Below are 15,693 nucleotides of genomic sequence, written 5' to 3'. Positions count from 1 at the left end.
GGATGCGGCGACCCGGCTGGTCAGGGGGCAGGGGTTCATGGAGACCGAAGGCACGTACGAGTCACGCGACACGCGGGGCACCGGCCGGGGAGCGGGAAACGCGGTCCCGCGCCCCGCCACGCCACCCGGGCCCGTCGCGCCGGGCCCTGGACCCCTCGCGCCTTCCCCCGCAACGCCCCCTGGACCCCCCGCGCCCGCCGTCCCGCCCGGCGTCCTGCCGGCCGCCCCACCCGTACCGTCGCACGCCCCCACCCGTATCGGCGTCGCCGAATGGCTCCGTATCCCCCGCCCGGCGGCCGATCCCGGCGTGTGGCGCCTCGGACACCGCGAGAGGCCGCCGGAGGAGCTGGACCGCGTGCCCGGGCGCCAGCTGTTCACCGGCGCGTTCATCGCCTACCTCTGCGGCTGGCTGCTCTGGTCGCTGCTCTGGAACGGCTACCTCCAGGGATGGTGGATCTTCGTCACCGACTGGTGGCTGCTGCCCATGCTCTGGCTCGTCCCCGACTCCTGGCAGGCGCCCACGAGCCCCCAGTTCGACCTGTACGTCGCCGCGACCTACCTCTGGTACGCCGTCGTCCTCACCCTCTTCGCGATCGGCTTCGGACGGGTCGGCAACTGGCGGGACGTCTGGCTGCGCTACGGCGTCCCGCTGTGGCCGCTCTTCGTCCTCGTGCCGGGCGTCTGGCGCGACATGCCGCGCACCGTCACCTGGCTCGCCTGGGTCTCGAACGCCTACTACCTGCTGTTCGGCCTCGCGGTGCTCGCGGCCGTGGCGCGTGTCGGCACCTGGCCGGCCGTGCGCGCGCGCCTCGGGACGGCCGACCCCGCCGCCCCGGCCGCCCGGCCGCCGGCCGCCGACCCCGTCGAGTGGCCCGAGCTGCGCGAAGCCGGTCTCACCGAGGCCGCCGGTACGCTCGCCGACGCCACCCGCCGGGGTCTGCTCGGCGACGTCGACTACGCCAGGATCCGCCGCGCCTGGCAGGGCGTACGGACCCGGCCCGAGCGGCTCGCCGCCTTCACCGAGGCCGTGCGGACCAGCGGCCCCGCCGCCTGCGCCCACCCCTCCGGCCTGCGCGACCTGCCCGTCCGTACCGCCACCCACGACCTGGCCACCGCCCAGGTCCTCATCGGCACCGCGGCCGACCACCCTCGCAACCCGTACGCCCGCCGCACCACCGGCGTCGCCCTGGAGCCGGCGCTGCTCGGCACCTCGCTGCTCGCCGTCGGCCCGGCCGGCTCCGGGAAGACCACGCGGCTCGTCCGGCCGGTCGTCGAGTCGCTCTGCCTCCAGGCGCTGGCGAACCGGGCGGCCGTCATCGCCGTCGCCTCCCACGGCACGGTCCTCGGCCCCGACGAGGCCTTCGACGTGGTCGTCTCCGTCGGACGGCCCGAATCCACCCACGACCTCGACCTGTATGGCGGGACGGACGACCCCGACGAGGCCGCCCGGATCCTGGCCGAGGCGCTCGTCGGCGACCTCGTCGCCGACAGCCGCCGGGCCGCCACCGCCCTCGCCCAGCTGATCGGGCCGTTCCGCGCCGCGTACGGGCGCTTCCCGGCCGTCCCCGAGCTGCGCGAGCTGCTCGCCGGGACGCCCGAGGCGCTGGACGCGCTGCGGGCCGCCGTCGCCGGGGACCCCGCCCAGCTGCGCGAGCTCGACGCCCGGCAGCGGCAGGACCGGCGGGGTGACGACACCGCCGTCCTGCTCGCCGAACGGATCGCGTTCCTCGACCGGCCCGCCTTCGCCTCCTTCTTCCACACCGTCCGGACCGAGGGCGAGCGCCGCCCGCAGTTCTCGCTCCGGGCCGTCGAGCACCCCCTGCGTGTCCGCGTCGACCTGCCCGAACGCGGGCACGCCGAGGCCTCCCGGATCGTCTCCCGGCTGCTGCTCGCCCAGTTCGCCGAGGCCGCCCTCGGCCGCCGCGACCGGTCCCTCTTCGCCTGCCTGGTCCTCGACGACGCCACGTACACCGTCACCGGCGAATCGGTACGGGCGATTCAGCGGCTGCGCTCCGTCAACGCCGGTGTCGTCCTCGCCCTGCGCGGACTGGAGGACGTGCCCGAGGCGCTGCGCGGACCGCTGCTCGGGGCCGTCGGCTGCCGGATGGCGTTCGCCGGGATCGCGCCCTGGGACGGCGGACGGTTCGCCGAGACCTGGGGGACCGAATGGGTGCAGACCCGCGACGTCACCAACCGGCAGATCATCTCCGACGAGCCCCTCACCAAGGCCCTGCACTTCATGCGGCGGGTGGTGACCGGCAAGGCGGCGACGGCGGAGGCCGTGACCGTACGGGAGGTGGAGCGCGAGCGCTGGTCGGCCTCCGACCTCGCGCACGCCGTCCCCGCCGGGCACGCCGTGCTCTCCCTCACCCATGTGCGGGGCGAGCACACGCCACCGCTCCTGGTCGACCTGCGGAGCTGACGCGGGCGCCTCGGGGCCCTGGCACAATCGGGGGCGCCGTTCGTCGGATCGGCCTCCCTCCGCTCAAAGGTTACGACGGTCCATGCCGCCCACCCTCGCCTCCCTCGTCCAGCACTCGGCGCTCAAACTCACGGTCCGCGCAGGTGAGGACCGTCTCGACACCCCCGTGCGCTGGGCCCATGTCAGCGAGCTCGCCGACCCCGTTCCGTACATGGAGGGCGGCGAGCTGCTGCTCACCACGGCGCTGACCCTGGACGCCGAGGACGCGGAGGCGATGCGCCGCTACGTGCGGCGGCTGCTCGCCGCCGGGGTGGTCGGCCTCGGCTTCGCCATCGGCGTCAACTACGAGGCCATCCCCGAGCCCCTGGTCGAGGCGGCGCGCGCGGAGGGCCTGCCGCTCCTCGAAGTGCCGCGGCGCACCCCGTTCCTCGCGATCAGCAAGGCGGTGTCGGCGGCGATCGCGGCCGACCAGTACCGGGCGGTCACGGCCGGGTTCGAGGCCCAGCGCGAGATGACCCGGGCGGCGCTCGCGGAGGGCCCGGACGCGGTGGTGGCCCGGCTCGCGGCCCATGTGGACGGCTGGGCGGCGCTGTACGACACCTCCGGCGCCGTCCTCGCCGTGTCCCCCGAGTGGGCGGCGCGTCGGGCCGCCCGGCTGACGCCCGACGTCGAACGGCTCCGCGAGCGGCCCGCCCCGGCGAGCGCGGTGGTCGGCGGCACCGACGACCGGGTGGAGCTGCAGTCGCTCGGCACGGGGCGGCGGGTGCGGGGCGCGCTCGCGGTCGGGACGGGGGCGCCGCTCGGGACGGCGGAACGGTACGCCGTGCACTCCGCGATCGCGCTCCTGACGCTCACGACGGAGCGTTCGCGCTCGCTGCAGGCGGCGGAGGGACGGCTCGGCGCGGCGGTCCTCCGGATGATGCTGTCCGGGCAGCCGGACCACGCGCGGGCGGTGGCGGGCGACCTGTACGGCGGGCTGCTCGACGCCCCCTTCCGTCTCCTGATCGCCGAGACGGCGCCGGGGGAGCGGGAGGGCGAGCCCCCGCTCCCCGCGTTCGCCGACGCCCTGGAGTCGGCCGCGGCCCACGCCGGTGAGACGGTCCTCGTGGTGCCGGAGGGCGAGGACCGGCTCCTGGTCCTGGCCGGCGACGGCGGCGCCGTCGTCACGGCCTGCGAGGGGTACGCGGCGAGGGACGCGGAGGAGGCCGGTGTCGTCGTCGGCCTCTCGGCCCCGGCGGGCCCGATCGCGGCGGCGGCCGCCTACAAGCAGGCCGAGCAGGCGCTGTCGGTGGCCCGGCGCCGCGGCCGGGCGCTCGTCGAGCACGAGGAGCTGGCGGCCGGCTCGGTCCTGCCGCTGCTCGCGGACGACGCGGTCCGCGCCTTCGCGGACGGGATGCTCCGCCCGCTGTACGAGCACGACGCCACGGGCCGCGGCGACCTCGTCGCCTCCCTGCGGGCCTGGCTCTCCCGCCACGGCCAATGGGACGCGGCGGCGGCGGACCTGGGCGTCCACCGCCACACGCTGCGCTACCGCATGCGCCGTGTGGAGGAGATCCTGGGCCGCTCCCTCGACGACGCGGACGTCCGCATGGAACTCTGGCTCGCCCTCAAGGCCACGGGCGCGGAAGCCTCCTCGGACCAGTAGCCCGCCCGCCGGGACGCCCCGCGCGCGGGTACCGGCCCCGGGACCCTGCCGGGCCCACCGCCCGTACCGCTTCCGGCTGCCGGGTGCGTACGAACGCCGCGACCAGTAGCCCGCACGCCCGCCGGGACGCCCCACGCGCGGGCACCGACCCGGGGGCCCTGCCGGGCCCGTGCCCGTACCGGTTCCGGCCGCCGGGTGCGTACCGACGCGGCGGCGAGCCGCTCCCGGGCGCGCGGCCAGGGTTCCGGCTGCCGGGTGCGTACCAACGCGGCGCGAGCCGCCCCCGGGCCCGTGCCCGTACCGGTTCCGGCCGCCGGGTGCGTACCGACGCGGCGGCGAGCCGCTCCCGGGCGCGCGGCCGTCAGCGGCCACCCCCCCCGACGCCCCGCCCGGGCCTGCCCGCCCCCGGCCGCCCCACCCTCCCCGAGAGGGCCTCGTGCTGCCCGATCGCGGGCAAAATTCCTGGTCCTCGGCGCTGGGATTTCATAGCCTCCGGGACATGACAAGCCCCGCCGTCGATCCGGCCTCCTCCGCCCTCCAGGCACCCGTGCCCGCGCCCACCCCGACCCCCTCCCGCACCCCCCGCCGTATCTCCGGCGCCGTCTGGGCCGCGTTGGGCATCGTGTACGTCGTCTGGGGGTCCACGTACCTCGGGATCCGGATCGTCGTCGAGACGATGCCGCCGTTCCTCTCCGCCGGGCTCCGCTTCGTCGTCGCCGGCCTCCTCCTCGCCGCGCTGATCGCCTGGCGGCAGGGGCCCGCCGCCCTCCGCGTCACCCGCGCCCAGCTCCGCTCCGCCGCCCTCGTCGGCCTGCTCCTGCTCCTCGGCGGCAACGGCCTCATCGTCCTCGCCGAGACCTCCGTGCCCTCCGGGCTCGCCGCCCTGCTCGTCGCCGTCGTCCCCGCCTGGGTCGTCGTCCTCAAGGCCGTCTTCGGGCAGCGCCCCACCGGCGGCGGCGTCGCCGGCGTCCTCCTCGGGCTCGCCGGACTCGCCGTCCTCACCCTCCCCGGCCTCAGCGGCGACGTCCGGATCGGCGGCGTCCTCCTCGTCGTCGTGGCCACCCTCCTCTGGTCCGTGGGCTCGTTCTCCTCCTCCCGGATCCCGATGCCCGCCAACCCCTTCACCGCCAGCGCGTACGAGATGGTCGCCGGCGGCCTCGGCTGCGCCGCGCTCGGCCTGATCCGCGGCGAGCAGTACGGCCTCGACCCCGCCGCGATCTCCGCCCGCTCCTGGATCGCCCTCGGCTACCTCGTCGTCTTCGGCTCGATCATCGCCTTCACCGCGTACGCCTGGCTCCTGCAGACCGCCCCGCTGTCGCTCGTCGCCACCTACGCCTACGTCAACCCGGTCGTCGCCGTCCTCCTCGGCGCCCTCGTCCTCGACGAGGCCCTCACCTGGCCGATCGCCCTCGGCGGCGCGGTCGTCGTCGCCGGCGTCTGGCTGATCGTCTCCACGGAGCGAACGACGAAGCCAAGGAGCTGAGCCCTCCGCTTCGGCCAAACCGGCGAGACGGACGCCCCCCACCACTCCACACCGGACAAACGACGCTTCGCCTCCTCGGCCCTACCGTGGCAGTCGGACACCTCACCGCGACACCCGCGCCGAGTCGTCCGTCACAGCGACAGTCACAGCGGCAGTCGCAGCGACAGCCACCGCTACACCAACCGATACGGAAAGGGCCGGGCCGCACATGTCTGACACCCACGCCTTCTGGCTCGCCGGCCGCGAGGCCACCGGCGAGGCCACCTTCGACGTCACCTCCCCGTGGGACGGTCGTCTCGTCGGCAAGGTCAGCGTGCCCACCGAGGCCCAGGTCGAGGAGGCCGTCGCGGCCGCCCACGCCGTCGTCGACGAGTTCGCCGCCACCCCGGCGCACGTCCGCGCCGCCGCCCTCGACCACGTGTCGAAGCGTCTCGCCGAGCGCACCGAGGAGATCGCCCAGCTGATCTCCGCCGAGAACGGCAAGCCCATCAAGTGGGCCCGTGGCGAGGTCGGCCGCGCCGTCTCCGTGTTCCGCTTCGCCGCCGAGGAGGCCCGCCGCTTCAACGGCGGCGAGGCCCAGCGCCTCGACACCGAGGCCGGCGGCGTCGGCCGCCTGGCGCTCACCCGCCGTATCCCCAAGGGCGTCGTCCTCGGCATCGCGCCGTTCAACTTCCCGCTGAACCTCAGCGCCCACAAGGTCGCCCCGGCCATCGCCGTCGGCGCCCCGATCATCCTCAAGCCGGCCCCGGCCACCCCCATCTCCTCCCTCATCCTGGGCGAGCTGCTGGCCGAGACCGACCTGCCGGCCGGTTCCTGGTCCGTCCTGACGGTGCCGAACGACCGCATGCCCGCCCTCGTGCAGGACGAGCGCCTCCCGGTCATCTCCTTCACCGGCTCCGACAAGGTCGGCTTCGCCATCCAGCAGTCCGTGCCCCACAAGCACTGCACCCTGGAGCTCGGCGGCAACGCCGCGGCCGTCGTCCTCGGCGACTGGGCGTCCGAGCAGGACCTGGACTGGGCGGCGACCCGCATCGCCACCTTCTCCAACTACCAGGGCGGCCAGTCCTGCATCTCCGTGCAGCGCGTGATCGCCGACGCCTCGGTCTACGACCGGCTCGTCCCGAAGATCGTCGCCGCCGTCGAGGCCCAGGTCACCGGCGACCCGAACGACTCCGCCACCGACGTCGGCCCGCTGGTCGACGAGAACGCCGCCCGGCGCGTCGAGTCCTGGGTCGACGAGGCCGTCCAGGCCGGTGCCAAGCTGCTCACCGGCGGCAAGCGCGAGGGCGCCAGCTACGCCCCGACCGTCCTCACCGACCTCCCGGCCGACGTCACCCTGGCCCGCGCGGAGGTCTTCGGACCGGTCCTCACGATCGCCCGGGTCGACGGCGAGGCCGAGGCCTTCGCCGCCGTCAACGACTCGGACTTCGGCCTCCAGGCCGGCGTCTTCACCCACGACCTGCAGACCGCCTTCCGCGCCCACCGCGCGCTGGAGGTCGGCGGCGTGATCATCGGCGACGTCCCGTCCTACCGCGCCGACCAGATGCCGTACGGCGGCGCCAAGAAGTCCGGCGTCGGCCGCGAGGGCGTCCGCTACGCGATGGACGACTACACCTACGAGCGCGTCCTGGTCCTCACGGGCCTCGCGCTGTAACCCGTACTCCTGTACGGACCGAGACCGACGGCCGGAGCCCACTGTGCGGGGGCTCCGGCCGTCTCCTCGTCTATCGGAACCTCGCGAAATCGGGTACTACGGACGGGTAGCCCCAGCCCTACGAGAGCCCCCGACGAGTGGCGAGGTGAGCTCCGCATGTCCGCACCCACCCAGCGGCCCAAGGTCACGGAACGAGAAGCACGTCAGGTCGCCGAGGCCGCGCGCGAACAGACCTGGCGCAAACCCAGCTTCGCCAAGGAGCTGTTCCTCGGCCGCTTCCGCCTCGACCTCATCCATCCCCATCCGATGCCCTCCGAGGAGGACGTACGGCGCGGAGAGGCCTTCCTGGCCAAGCTGAGGACCTTCTGCGAGACGGAGATCGACGGCCGGCGCATCGAACGCGAGGCCCGTATCCCCGACGAGGTCGTCGCCGGCCTCAAGGAGCTCGGCGCGCTCGGGATGAAGATCGACCCCAAGTACGGCGGCCTGGGCCTCACCCAGGTGTACTACAACCGCGCCCTGGCCCTCGTCGGCTCCGCGAGCCCCGCGATCGGCGCCCTGCTCTCCGCCCATCAGTCGATCGGCGTACCGCAGCCGCTGAAAATCTTCGGTACCCAGGAGCAGAAGGACGCCTTCCTGCCGCGGCTCGCCCGCACGGACATCTCGGCCTTCCTGCTCACCGAGCCGGACGTGGGCTCCGACCCGGCCCGGCTCGCCACGACGGCGGTGCCGGACGGGGACGACTACGTCCTCGACGGGGTGAAGCTCTGGACGACCAACGGCGTCGTCGCCGACCTGCTGGTCGTCATGGCGCGGGTGCCGAGGTCCGAGGGGCACAAGGGCGGCATCACCGCCTTCGTCGTCGAGGCCGACTCGCCCGGCGTCACCGTCGAGCACCGCAACGCCTTCATGGGGCTGCGCGGCCTGGAGAACGGCGTCACCCGCTTCCACGACGTGCGGGTCCCGGCGGCGAACCGCATCGGCCCCGAGGGCGCGGGCCTCAAGATCGCCCTCACCACCCTGAACACCGGCCGGCTCTCGCTCCCCGCGATGTGCGTCGGCGCCGGCAAGTGGGCCCTCAAGATCGCCCGCGAGTGGTCCGCGGTACGGGAGCAGTGGGGCAAGCCGGTCGCCCGCCACGAGGCCGTCGGCACGAAGATCTCCTTCATCGCCGCGACCACCTTCGCCCTGGAGGCGGTCGTCGACCTCTCCTCGCAGATGGCCGACGAGGACCGCAACGACATCCGCATCGAGGCCGCCCTCGCCAAGCTCTACGGCTCCGAGATGGGCTGCCTCATCGCCGACGAACTGGTCCAGATCCGGGGCGGACGCGGCTACGAGACGGCCGACTCGCTGGCCGCCCGGGGCGAACGGGCCGTACCCGCCGAACAGCTCCTGCGCGACCTGCGGATCAACCGGATCTTCGAGGGCTCGACCGAGATCATGCACCTGCTCATCGCCCGCGAGGCGGTGGACGCCCACCTCGCCGTCGCCGGCGACATCATCGACCCCGAGAAGTCGCTGGGCGACAAGGCGAGGGCGGGGGCGCGGGCCGGCGGCTTCTACGCCCGCTGGCTGCCCAAGCTCGTCGCCGGACAGGGCCAGGTCCCGGGCGCCTATCGGGAGTTCGGCGTCCTCGCCACGCATCTTCGGTACGTCGAGCGGACCTCGCGCAAGCTCGCCCGTTCGACCTTCTACGCGATGTCGCGGTGGCAGGGCCGGATGGAGCTGAAGCAGGCCTTCCTCGGCCGGATCGTGGACATCGGCGCGGAGCTGTTCGCGATGAGCGCGGCGTGCGTACGGGCTGAGCTCATGCGGTCGACGGGGGACCACGGCAAGGAGGCCTACGCGCTGGCGGACGTGTTCTGCCGGCAGTCGCGGCTGCGGGTGGAGGAGCTCTTCGGGCGCCTCTGGGCCAACACGGACGACCTGGACCGGCGGGTGGTGGACGGGGTCCTCGCGGGCCGCTTCGAGTGGCTGGAGGCGGGCGTGGTGGACGCGAGCGACGACGGCCCCTGGATCGCCGAAACACCCCCCGGCCCCTCAACCACCGAAAACGTCCACCGCAAAATCCCCTGACGCACGGGCACCCGTGTGGGCAACCGTCCCGCCCCGTTGTGGGCAATCGTCCCGCGGGGCGGGACGGGTGGGCACAACCCACGACGGCGCCGCACCCGAGGTGACCGTACGGACTGGGAGCCTGGGCCCGGCAAGGGCGCCGTCCGTTGTGCCCACCCGTTCCGCCCCAGCGGAACGAATGCCCACAACGGGTGGTGGAGACGCGCCGTGGCCGTCCACGGTGCGGACGCGTCACGCCGGGCGCCCGAGCCCACGGCACCATGACCCCCGTGCCCGCCATCGAAATCCCCGGTTCCAAGTCCGTCACCGCCCGCGCGCTCTTCCTCGCCGCCGCCGCCGACGGGACCACCACCCTCCTCCGGCCGCTCCTCTCCGACGACACCGAGGGCTTCGCCGAAGGGCTGAAGTCCCTCGGGTACGAGGTGCGGCAGGAGCCGGGGGCCTGGCACATCGACGGCCGGCCCGCCGGGCCGGCCGTCGACGACGCCGACGTGTACTGCCGCGACGGCGCCACCACCGCCCGCTTCCTCCCCACCCTCGCCGCCGCCGGCCACGGCACCTTCCGCTTCGACGCCTCCCCCCAGATGCGCCGCCGCCCCCTCGCCCCCCTCACCACCGCCCTGCGCCGGCTCGGCGTCGACCTCCACCACGACGGAGCCGAGGGCCACCACCCCCTCACCGTCACCGCCCACGGCATCAAGGGCGGGGCGCTCACCCTCGACGCCGGCCAGTCCTCCCAGTACCTGACCGCGCTGCTCATGCTCGGCCCGCTCACCGCCGAGGGCCTCGCCATCACCGTCACCGACCTGGTCTCGGAGCCGTACGTCGAGATCACCCTCGCGATGATGCGGGCCTTCGGCGCGCACATCACCCGGGACGGCCGGACGTACACCGTCGCCCCCACCGGCTACCGGGCGACCACCTACGCCATCGAGCCCGACGCCTCCACCTCCAGCTACTTCTTCGCCGCCGCCGCCCTCGACCCCGGCCGCACCGTCACCGTCCCCGGCCTCGGCACCGGCGCCCTCCAGGGCGACCTCCGCTTCGTCGACGTCCTGCGCCGCATGGGCGCGGAGGTGGAGATCACCGACGCGGCCACCACCGTCCGCGGCACCGGCACCCTGCGCGGCCTCACCGTCAACATGCGGGACATCTCCGACACCATGCCGACCCTCGCCGCCCTCGCCCCGTTCGCCGACGCACCGGTCCGTATCGAGGACGTCGCCAACACCCGGGTCAAGGAGTGCGACCGCCTCGACGCCTGCGCCGAGAACCTCCGCCGCCTCAGCATCACCGTCACCACCGGCCCCGACTGGATCGAGATCCACCCCGGCACCCCGTCGGCGGCCGGCGTCGAGATCGCCACCCACGGCGACCACCGGATCGTCATGTCCTTCGCCGTCACCGGCCTGCGCACCCCCGGCATCACCTTCGACGACCCCGGCTGCGTACGGAAGACCTTCCCCGACTTCCACCACGTGTTCGAGGCGTTCACCCGAACCCCGTGAAGGCCGCCCCGTCTTTGCGGCAAGAATGGGGGGCATGAGCGACAGCCCCTCTCCTCTCGCCGACCCGCACATCGCCTTCGACGCGGCCGAAGGCCGCCGGGACATCGTCGTCCTCGGCTCCACCGGGTCCATCGGCACCCAGGCCATCGACCTGGTCCTGCGCAACCCCGACCGCTTCCGGGTCACCGGCCTCGCCGCCTCCGGCGGCCGGATCGGGCTGCTCGCCGAGCAGGCGCACCGGCTGCGGGTCACCACGGTCGCCGTCGCCCGCGAGGACGCCGTCCCGGAGCTCCGGGACGCGCTGACGCGGTTGTACGGCTCCGAGCCGCTGCCCGAGATCCTCGCGGGTCCCGACGCCGCTACCGAGCTGGCCGCCTCCCCGTGTCACACGGTGCTCAACGGCATCACCGGCTCCATCGGCCTCGCGCCCACGCTCGCCGCCCTCGAAGCCGGCCGCACTCTCGCCCTCGCCAACAAGGAGTCGCTGATCGTCGGCGGCCCGCTGGTCAAGGCGGTGGCCAAGCCCGGCCAGATCATCCCGGTCGACTCCGAGCACGCCGCCCTCTTCCAGGCGCTCGCCGCCGGCACCCGCGCCGACGTCCGCAAGCTGGTCGTCACCGCCTCCGGCGGCCCCTTCCGCGGCCGTACCCGCGAGGAGCTGGCCCACGTCACCCGCGAGGACGCGCTCTCCCACCCCACCTGGGCCATGGGACCGGTCATCACGGTCAACAGCGCCACCCTCGTGAACAAGGGCCTGGAGGTCATCGAGGCGCACCTGCTCTACGACATCCCCTTCGACCGCATCGAGGTCGTCGTCCACCCCCAGTCCTACGTCCACTCGATGGTCGAGTTCACCGACGGCTCCACCCTCGCCCAGGCCACCCCGCCCGACATGCGGGGCCCGATCGCCATCGGCATCGGCTGGCCCGAGCGGGTCCCGGACGCGGCCCCCGCCTTCGACTGGTCGAAGGCCTCCACGTGGGAGTTCTTCCCGCTCGACACCGAGGCCTTCCCGGCCGTCGCCCTCGCCCGCCACGTCGGCGAGCGGGGCGGCACCGCGCCCGCCGTCTTCAACGCGGCCAACGAGGAGTGCGTGGCCGCCTTCCTCGCCGGACGGCTGCCGTTCAACGGAATCATGGACACGGTCACGGCGGTCGTCACGGAGCACGGCAACCTCACCGAAACCGCCGCCGAGGGAACCTCGCTCACGGTGTCGGACGTCCTGGAAGCGGAGACCTGGGCCCGCGCCCGGGCCCGTGAACTGGCAGAACTGGCAGAAATCGCAGCGAAGGCGACCGCGGAGGCGCGCGCATGACCGTACTTCTCACGCTCCTCGGCATCGTGCTCTTCGCGGTGGGGCTGCTCGTCTCCATCGCCTGGCACGAACTCGGCCACCTGTCCACGGCCAAGCTCTTCGGCATCCGGGTCCCGCAGTACATGGTCGGCTTCGGCCCGACCCTGTGGTCGAAGCGGAAGGGCGAGACCGAGTACGGCATCAAGGCCATCCCGGCCGGCGGCTACATCCGCATGATCGGCATGTTCCCGCCGGGCAAGGACGGCCGCGTCGAGGCCCGCTCCACCTCGCCCTGGCGCTCGATGATCGAGGACGCCCGCGAGGCCTCCTTCGAGGAGCTTCAGCCCGGCGACGAGAAGCGGCTCTTCTACACGCGCAAGCCGTGGAAGCGCGTCATCGTGATGTTCGCCGGCCCGTTCATGAACCTGATCCTCGCCGTCCTGCTCTTCTTCGGCAGCGCCATGGCGGTCGGCTTCGAGACCCAGACCACCAAGGTCGCCGGCGTCACCAACTGCGTCATCGACCAGAGCGAGAAGCGCGACACCTGCGAGCCCACCGACCGCCCGTCGCCCGCGAAGGCCGCGGGCCTGCTCAAGGGCGACCGGATCGTCGCCTTCAACGGCGAACGGGTCTCCGACTGGAACACCCTCTCCGAGCGCATCCGCGCCACCACCGGCCCGGCCACCGTCACCGTCCAGCGCGGCGGCGAGGAGCTCCAGCTGCGCGCCACGCTCCTGGAGAACAAGGTCCCCAAGAAGGACGCCGAAGGAAACGTCGTCCAGCCCGTCCAGTACGTCACCGCCGGCTATCTGGGCTTCGAGTCCGGCCGTGAGGTGGTCCCGCTCACCTTCGGCCAGTCCGCCTCCCGCATGACCGACCAGCTCCAGGCCGGCGCCGAGGCCGTCCTCGCCCTCCCCGGCAAGATCCCGGACCTCTGGGACGCCACCTTCGGCGACGGCGAGCGCAAGCAGGACTCCCCGGTCGGCGTCGTCGGCGCGGCCCGGATCAGCGGCGAGCTGATGAACATCGACGCCCCGCCGCAGACCATCCTGGTCTTCTTCCTCCAGCTGGTCGTGATGTTCAACGTCTCGCTGTTCCTGTTCAACATGCTGCCGCTGCTCCCGCTCGACGGCGGGCACATCGCGGGCGCCCTGTGGGAGTCCGTACGCCGCCACACCGCGCGGATCTTCAAGCGCCCGGACCCGGGCCCGTTCGACGTCGCCAAGCTGATGCCGGTGGCCTATGTGGTGGCGGGCGTCTTCGTCTGCTTCACCCTGCTCGTCCTCGCCGCCGACATCGTCAACCCGGTGAAACTGACGTGACGGATGGGCGGCCGGACCCCCGTGGTGTCCGGCCGCCCGCCACCGGGGCGGTAATCTCGAAGACCTGAGCCCGATGAACCACACCTTGGGGTTGTACAGCTGATGACCGCGATTTCTCTCGGAATCCCGACCGTTCCGACCAAGCTCGCAGAGCGGCGCAAGAGCCGCCAGATCCAGGTCGGATCGGTGGCTGTCGGCGGCGACGCCCCCGTCTCGGTGCAGTCGATGACGACCACCCGTACGTCCGACATCGGCGCCACGCTCCAGCAGATCGCCGAGCTGACCGCCTCCGGCTGCCAGATCGTGCGCGTCGCCTGTCCGACGCAGGACGACGCCGACGCGCTCGCGATCATCGCGAAGAAGTCGCAGATCCCGGTCATCGCCGACATCCACTTCCAGCCGAAGTACGTCTTCGCCGCCATCGACGCCGGCTGCGCCGCGGTCCGCGTCAACCCGGGCAACATCAAGCAGTTCGACGACAAGGTCAAGGAGATCGCCAAGGCGGCCTCCGCGGCCGGCACCCCGATCCGGATCGGCGTCAACGCCGGATCGCTCGACGCCCGCCTGCTGAAGAAGTACGGCAAGGCGACCCCCGAGGCGCTCGTCGAGTCCGCCCTCTGGGAGGCCTCCCTCTTCGAGGAGCACGGCTTCCAGGACATCAAGATCTCGGTCAAGCACAACGACCCCGTGGTGATGATCGCGGCGTACCGGCAGCTCGCCGCCCAGTGCGACTACCCGCTGCACCTCGGCGTCACCGAGGCCGGCCCCGCCTTCCAGGGCACCATCAAGTCCGCCGTCGCCTTCGGCGCCCTGCTCTCCGAGGGCATCGGCGACACCATCCGCGTCTCCCTTTCGGCTCCGCCGGCCGAGGAGATCAAGGTCGGCATCCAGATCCTGGAGTCGCTGAACCTCCGCCAGCGCCGCCTGGAGATCGTCTCCTGCCCGTCCTGCGGCCGCGCCCAGGTCGACGTCTACAAGCTCGCCGAAGAGGTCACCGCCGGCCTGGAGGGCATGGAGGTCCCGCTGCGCGTCGCCGTCATGGGCTGCGTCGTCAACGGCCCCGGCGAGGCCCGCGAGGCCGACCTCGGCGTCGCCTCCGGCAACGGCAAGGGTCAGATCTTCGTCAAGGGCGAGGTCATCAAGACCGTCCCCGAGTCGAAGATCGTTGAGACCCTCATCGAGGAGGCGATGAAGATCGCCGAGCAGATGGAGAAGGACGGCGTGATGTCGGGCGAGCCGACGGTCGCCATCGGCGTCTGACCGCGTTCGTACGTCACGAGGCCCCGGCGCCCCCGGCACCGGGGCCTCGCGCTGTCCCGCCGTCGCCCGCGGGCCTCGGACAGGGTTGCGCGCACCACCCGACACCCCGGCGGTGAGCCAGGTAAAGTGCGGAGATCAGCAGACCGCACCGTGAGGCGCCCCCGTGTTGACGCAGACCACCACCCGGGTCCTCGAACCCGCCGACCTCGGCGCCGCGCTCGCCGTCCTGGAGAGCGCCCCCGTCGAGAACGCCTTCGTCGCCGCCCGCGTCCAGGCCGCCGGGCTCGATCCCTGGCGCCTCGGCGGCGAGATGTGGGGCTGGTACGCCGACGGACACCTGCGCTCCCTGTGCTACTCCGGCGCCAACCTCGTCCCCCTCTGCGCCACGCCCGAGGCCGTCCGCGCCTTCGCCGACCGGGCCCGCAGGGCCGGCCGCCGCTGCTCCTCCATCGTCGGCCCCGTCGAGCCCACCGCCCAGCTCTGGCGGCTCCTGGAACCCAGCTGGGGCCCCGCCCGCGACGTCCGCGCCCACCAGCCGCTGATGGTCACGGAGCAGCCCTCCGCCACCGTCGAGCCCGACCCGCTCGTCCGCCGCATCCGCAAGGACGAGCTGGAGGTGATCATGCCCGCCTGCGTGGCCATGTTCACCGAAGAGGTCGGCATCTCGCCGATGGCGGGCGACGGCGGACTGCTCTACCAGGCCCGCGTCGCCGAGCTGGTCGGCTCCGGACGCTCCTTCGCCCGGATCGAGGACGGCAAGGTCGTCTTCAAGGCGGAGATCGGCGCCGCGACCCGCCAGGCCTGCCAGATCCAGGGCGTCTGGGTCGCCCCCGAACACCGCGGCAAGGGCCTCTCCGAGACCGGCATGGCCGCCGTGCTGCGCTACGCCCTCAGCGACGTCGCCCCCGTCGTCAGCCTGTACGTGAACGACTACAACACCCCCGCCCGCGCCGCGTACCGCCGCGTCGGCTTCCGCGAGGTCGGCGCCTTCATGAGCGTGCTGTTCTGAGGCACCGGACCGACTTG

General features: G+C 73.4%; 10 protein-coding genes. All 10 read left to right on the top strand.

The annotated features are described in order from the left end of the window. Nucleotides 1-37: 37 nt before the first annotated feature. The 10 genes from ACF06X_RS19330 (at nt 38) to ACF06X_RS19285 (ending at nt 15,676) form a co-directional block, all read left to right on the top strand. Nucleotides 38-2,422, top strand: a complete 2,385-nt coding sequence (locus tag ACF06X_RS19330; RefSeq protein ID WP_392288495.1) for an ATP/GTP-binding protein — start codon at nt 38-40, stop codon at nt 2,420-2,422. Nucleotides 2,423-2,504: 82 nt separating this feature from the next. Continuing rightward, nucleotides 2,505-4,067 (top strand): PucR family transcriptional regulator, encoded by a 1,563-nt coding sequence (locus ACF06X_RS19325; RefSeq protein ID WP_392288494.1) that lies wholly within the window; start codon nt 2,505-2,507, stop codon nt 4,065-4,067. A gap of 499 nt (nt 4,068-4,566) precedes the next feature. Beyond that, on the top strand, nt 4,567-5,550 hold the full coding sequence (locus ACF06X_RS19320; RefSeq protein ID WP_392288493.1) for an EamA family transporter: 984 nt from the start codon (nt 4,567-4,569) through the stop codon (nt 5,548-5,550). A gap of 208 nt (nt 5,551-5,758) precedes the next feature. After that, nucleotides 5,759-7,204: an aldehyde dehydrogenase family protein gene (locus ACF06X_RS19315; RefSeq protein WP_392288492.1), complete on the top strand. Its 1,446-nt coding sequence runs from the start codon at nt 5,759-5,761 to the stop codon at nt 7,202-7,204. A 156-nt stretch (nt 7,205-7,360) separates the two neighbouring features. After that, nucleotides 7,361-9,283 carry an acyl-CoA dehydrogenase family protein gene (locus ACF06X_RS19310; protein WP_392288491.1) on the top strand — a complete coding sequence of 641 codons (1,923 nt, stop codon included), beginning with the start codon at nt 7,361-7,363 and terminating at the stop codon, nt 9,281-9,283. A gap of 269 nt (nt 9,284-9,552) precedes the next feature. Then, a complete protein-coding gene (gene aroA / locus ACF06X_RS19305; protein ID WP_392288490.1) occupies nt 9,553-10,791 on the top strand; it encodes a 3-phosphoshikimate 1-carboxyvinyltransferase in 1,239 nt (412 codons plus the stop codon). 34 nt (nt 10,792-10,825) lie between these two features. After that, nucleotides 10,826-12,106 (top strand): 1-deoxy-D-xylulose-5-phosphate reductoisomerase, encoded by a 1,281-nt coding sequence (gene dxr / locus ACF06X_RS19300; RefSeq protein ID WP_392288489.1) that lies wholly within the window; start codon nt 10,826-10,828, stop codon nt 12,104-12,106. Next, a complete protein-coding gene (locus ACF06X_RS19295) occupies nt 12,103-13,407 on the top strand; it encodes a M50 family metallopeptidase (protein ID WP_392288488.1) in 1,305 nt (434 codons plus the stop codon). Before dxr ends, ACF06X_RS19295 begins: the two co-directional genes overlap by 4 nt. A 102-nt stretch (nt 13,408-13,509) precedes the next feature. After that, nucleotides 13,510-14,667, top strand: a complete 1,158-nt coding sequence (gene ispG / locus ACF06X_RS19290) for a flavodoxin-dependent (E)-4-hydroxy-3-methylbut-2-enyl-diphosphate synthase (RefSeq protein ID WP_392288487.1) — start codon at nt 13,510-13,512, stop codon at nt 14,665-14,667. A gap of 163 nt (nt 14,668-14,830) precedes the next feature. Then, a complete protein-coding gene (locus ACF06X_RS19285; RefSeq protein ID WP_392288486.1) occupies nt 14,831-15,676 on the top strand; it encodes a GNAT family N-acetyltransferase in 846 nt (281 codons plus the stop codon). Nucleotides 15,677-15,693: the final 17 nt, after the last annotated feature.

Origin of the sequence: Streptomyces sp. NPDC015346, from assembly GCF_043078785.1 — a bacterium.
Taxonomy (GTDB): Bacteria; Actinomycetota; Actinomycetes; order Streptomycetales; family Streptomycetaceae; genus Streptomyces.
Note: the sequence above shows the minus strand (reverse complement) of the source record. Positions and strands in the feature narration are given on the sequence as shown.

Bases quoted from the DNA above. Each gene is read 5' to 3' on its own strand.
- ACF06X_RS19330 (WP_392288495.1), top strand. From the start codon at position 38: ATGGAGACCGAAGGCACGTACGAGTCACGCGACACGCGGGGCACCGGC.
- ACF06X_RS19325 (WP_392288494.1), top strand. From the start codon at position 2,505: ATGCCGCCCACCCTCGCCTCCCTCGTCCAGCACTCGGCGCTCAAACTC.
- ACF06X_RS19320 (WP_392288493.1), top strand. From the start codon at position 4,567: ATGACAAGCCCCGCCGTCGATCCGGCCTCCTCCGCCCTCCAGGCACCC.
- ACF06X_RS19315 (WP_392288492.1), top strand. From the start codon at position 5,759: ATGTCTGACACCCACGCCTTCTGGCTCGCCGGCCGCGAGGCCACCGGC.
- ACF06X_RS19310 (WP_392288491.1), top strand. From the start codon at position 7,361: ATGTCCGCACCCACCCAGCGGCCCAAGGTCACGGAACGAGAAGCACGT.
- dxr (WP_392288489.1), top strand. From the start codon at position 10,826: ATGAGCGACAGCCCCTCTCCTCTCGCCGACCCGCACATCGCCTTCGAC.
- ACF06X_RS19295 (WP_392288488.1), top strand. From the start codon at position 12,103: ATGACCGTACTTCTCACGCTCCTCGGCATCGTGCTCTTCGCGGTGGGG.
- ispG (WP_392288487.1), top strand. From the start codon at position 13,510: ATGACCGCGATTTCTCTCGGAATCCCGACCGTTCCGACCAAGCTCGCA.